The sequence below is a fragment of the Actinosynnema sp. NPDC059797 genome, from assembly GCF_042732085.1.
GTDB lineage: Bacteria > Actinomycetota > Actinomycetes > Mycobacteriales > Pseudonocardiaceae > Actinosynnema.
This window is the reverse complement of the sequence record NZ_JBHWIE010000580.1, coordinates 1-3,098: the sequence shown is the minus strand read 5'-3', so window position 1 is coordinate 3,098 and position 3,098 is coordinate 1. Positions and strand designations below refer to the sequence as shown.

General features: G+C 73.0%; 3 protein-coding genes and 3 tRNA genes. 2 read left to right on the top strand and 4 right to left on the bottom strand.

Annotated elements, in window-relative coordinates:
* Window positions 1-539: WD40 repeat domain-containing protein (locus ACFV4N_RS41920; protein WP_499678258.1), on the top strand; the 539-nt coding region annotated here is incomplete at its 5' end.
* Here the strand turns inward: ACFV4N_RS41920 and ACFV4N_RS41915 are convergent.
* Complete coding sequence (locus tag ACFV4N_RS41915) at window positions 526-1,107, bottom strand: ligand-gated ion channel (RefSeq protein ID WP_499678257.1); 582 nt, start codon at window positions 1,105-1,107, stop codon at window positions 526-528. The genes ACFV4N_RS41920 and ACFV4N_RS41915 overlap by 14 nt on opposite strands.
* 276 nt (window positions 1,108-1,383) lie before the next feature.
* Between ACFV4N_RS41915 and ACFV4N_RS41910 the strand changes: the two genes are divergently transcribed.
* A complete protein-coding gene (locus ACFV4N_RS41910) occupies window positions 1,384-2,577 on the top strand; it encodes a cytochrome P450 (protein WP_499678256.1) in 1,194 nt (397 codons plus the stop codon).
* Window positions 2,578-2,652: 75 nt separating this feature from the next.
* On the opposite strand, the gene ACFV4N_RS41905 is transcribed toward ACFV4N_RS41910, so the two are convergent.
* The 3 genes from ACFV4N_RS41905 to ACFV4N_RS41895 all read right to left on the bottom strand — a co-directional run bounded on the left by ACFV4N_RS41905 (window position 2,653) and on the right by ACFV4N_RS41895 (window position 2,974).
* Window positions 2,653-2,735, bottom strand: a tRNA-Leu gene (locus ACFV4N_RS41905).
* A gap of 49 nt (window positions 2,736-2,784) precedes the next feature.
* Window positions 2,785-2,858: transfer RNA gene (locus ACFV4N_RS41900), tRNA-Thr, on the bottom strand.
* 39 nt (window positions 2,859-2,897) lie between these two features.
* Window positions 2,898-2,974, bottom strand: a tRNA-Arg gene (locus ACFV4N_RS41895).
* Window positions 2,975-3,098 lie beyond the last annotated feature (124 nt).

The following is a 3,098-nucleotide window of genomic DNA, read 5'->3' as shown; positions in this document are numbered from 1 at the left end:
CCCCGGGCGAGGTCCGGCGCATCGCCCGGCTCGGCGAGCACCCGAACGCCGTGTGGGCGTTCCGCGGCGACAGCGCGCTGCTCGCCACACCGGGCGACGACGAGGTGGTGCTGTGGGACCTGTCCGACCGGGAGCACCCCGAGCGGTTCGGCGGGGTGGTCACGTCATCCGGTGACACCACGGCCATCGCGCTCAGCCCGGACGGCCGCACGCCGGCCGTGGCGGACGAGAGCGACACCGCGCAGCTCTGGAACGTCGAGGACCCGGACCGCCCGCGCCGCACGGCCCGGCCGCTCGCCGGGCACGAGGACCACGTGATGAGCCTGGCGTTCGGCCCCGACGGCAGGGAGCCGGTCAGCGGCGGCGCCGACGGCAAGGCCGTCCGGTGGGACTTGGGCGCGTTCCACGACCTGCGCGCGCACGTCGTGGAGCGGGCCTGCCAACGGGCCGTGCGCGACCTGACCGCCGAGGAGTGGTCCTGCTACGTCGGCCCCGGTCACGACCACCGCCGCAGTTGTCCCGCCACTACCCCAGCCTGATCCGGAAGTAGTCGAACTCGTTCGCGTCGATCACCTTGTCCCCGTCGCGGTCGAGGAAGATCACCGCGTAGACGGAGTCGGTGTTCAGGTCATCGGGCGTTTCCAGCGCCTTGAAGAGCACCTTCTCCTGGCGCTCGCCGTGCCGCTGCACCCGGTCTCCGGCCAGGTGGCTGTGGGTGCCGGTGCCCAGGAACATCGTCATCCGCCCGGACCGCTCGTCGGACCCGCCGGTGCCGGGCATGAAGTAGGGCACCTCGTTCACCTTCCGCCCGGGTTCGAGCACGAAGATCGTCCGATCCGTCCACGCCCCGATCATCAGCGGTCTGTCGCTGGACCGCCTGGGGAAGTGCAGTTCGAACTCGCCGTCCAGGTGCGTCTCGACCACACCGTCGCGGACGGCCACGGGCGAGGGGTTCCCGTTCTCCCAGAACTCGATGCCGAGGTTCGGCGACTCGTCCTGGTCACCGGGGAGCGCCCGGAGCGAGGACGGGGCGGCGTCCGGCGTCCCGGTGGACTGGCACGCGGTGGCCAGGACCACCGCGGCAGCGGCCAACCATGTCTTCACCACGCCCGAACCGTATTGCAACGCGCCGGCTCCGGTTGCCCGAACGGGCACAGTGCGTTGCGGCAGTTGATCACGCCGCCGATGATGTTCCCGGCGAGCCGGGCAGCGCCGCGCCGACGTTCGTCCACAGTGGACGAACGATTCGCCGTCCACGCCGTATGGCGGTGATCACAGGGAGCCGACTTCGGTCCCGCTTCGTGATCGCGTTGGCGGGCCGGATGGGCGTCGCTAACGTGGAGGTCACTGCCTACGGGTCACCAGGCACAGGGGGACATCGACATGACCGCCGGACACACGACCACCGATCCGACCGCCTACCCGTTCACCCTCTCCGACGGCCTCGGCCTGGACCGGGCGTACGCGGCCGCGCGCGACACCGCCGGGCTGCTCCGCGTCCGCATGCCCTTCGGGGAGGACGCCTGGCTCGCCACCCGGTACGCCGACGTGCGGCTGGTCCTCGGCGACCTGCGGTTCTCGCGGGCCCGGGCGGCAGAGCACGACGAGCCCCGCCTCGCGCCCGGGCGGCTGACCACCGGCCTCATGGCGATGGACCCGCCCGAGCACACGCGGCTGCGCACGCTCGTGGCCAAGGCGTTCACCGCGCGGCGCGTGGAGCGGACCCGGCCGCGCGTGGCGGAGTTCGCGGCCGGGCTGGTCCGCGAGCTGAGGGCCGCCGGCGAGGCCGACCTGGTGGAGGACTACGCCCTGCCCATCCCGGTCGCGATGATCTGCGACCTGCTCGGCGTCCCCGTGGCCGACCGCCCGAGCTTCCGGGAGTGGAGCAACGGCCTGCTGTCCACAGGCGACATCGAGCTGTTCGACGTCAACCGGCAGCGGTTGCGCGACTACTTCGTCGACCTCGTGGCCCGGCGCCGCGCGGAACCCGCCGACGACCTCATGACCGCGCTGATCGAGGCCCGCGACGTGCGCGACCGGCTGTCGGAGGAGGAGCTGGTCGACCTGAGCCTCGGCCTGCTCGTGGCGGGGCACGAGACGACCGCGAGCATGATCGCCGGTTCCGTGTTCGCCCTGCTCGACCGGCGCGACCGGTGGGAGCGGCTGGTGGCGCACCCCGACCTGCTGCCCGCCGCGGTGGAGGAGCTGTTGCGCTACGTGCCGGTCAGCGCGAGCGCGCTGTTCTCCCGGTACGCCACCGAGGACGTCGAGGTCGGTGGCACGGTGGTCCGCGCGGGCCAGCCGGTGCTGGTGGCCATCGGCGCCGCGAACCGCGATCGGCTCCGGTACGAGCTGGGGGACGAGCTGGTCCTCGACCGCGCCGACAACGCGCACCTCGCGTTCGGCCACGGCGCGCACCACTGCCTCGGTGCGCCGCTGGCCCGCCTGGAGGTGCAGGAAGCCCTGCGCGCCCTGCTGGAGGGGTTCCCCGACCTGCGCTTGGCGGGAGAGGTGGAGTGGAAGTCGCTGATGATCGTCCGGGGGCCGAAGCGGATGCCCGTGACCTCGGGCGGCTGACGCGGTCCCGGGGGCGGCGCCGATCTCCGGGCCTTCGAGGCCGGTGCTCGGTTCGTGCCGCCCGGCCGGGTCGAGTGCCCCTGGCAGGAGTCGAACCTGCACGTCCTCGCGGACACACGGGTTTGAGCCGTGCGCGTCTGCCGTTCCGCCACAGGGACAGGTGCGCCGGCGGCCGCGGAGCGCGACGACCGGCGCGGGTGTGTCGTGAGCCTCTCCCGGGACTCGAACCCGGTCCTCCCGCTCACGAGGCGGGTGCTCTCGGCCTGTTGAGCTGAAGAGGCAGGTGGGCTTCCGCCCGACCCGGCGACGACCGTCGCCGGTGGTGCCCTTGCCAGGACTCGAACCTGGGACCTCCGCGTTCGTAGCGCGGCGCTCTGTCCACCTGAGCTACAAGGGCCTGGTGGAGGGCCGGCACGGGTCGTCCCGGCCGGCTCCTCCCCCCGCGTCCCGCCCCGGACCGCGCGGCGACCGGGGACGAGGCGCGGGAATGCTTTTCCGCTCCGCTGTGGAGTTGTCGACGA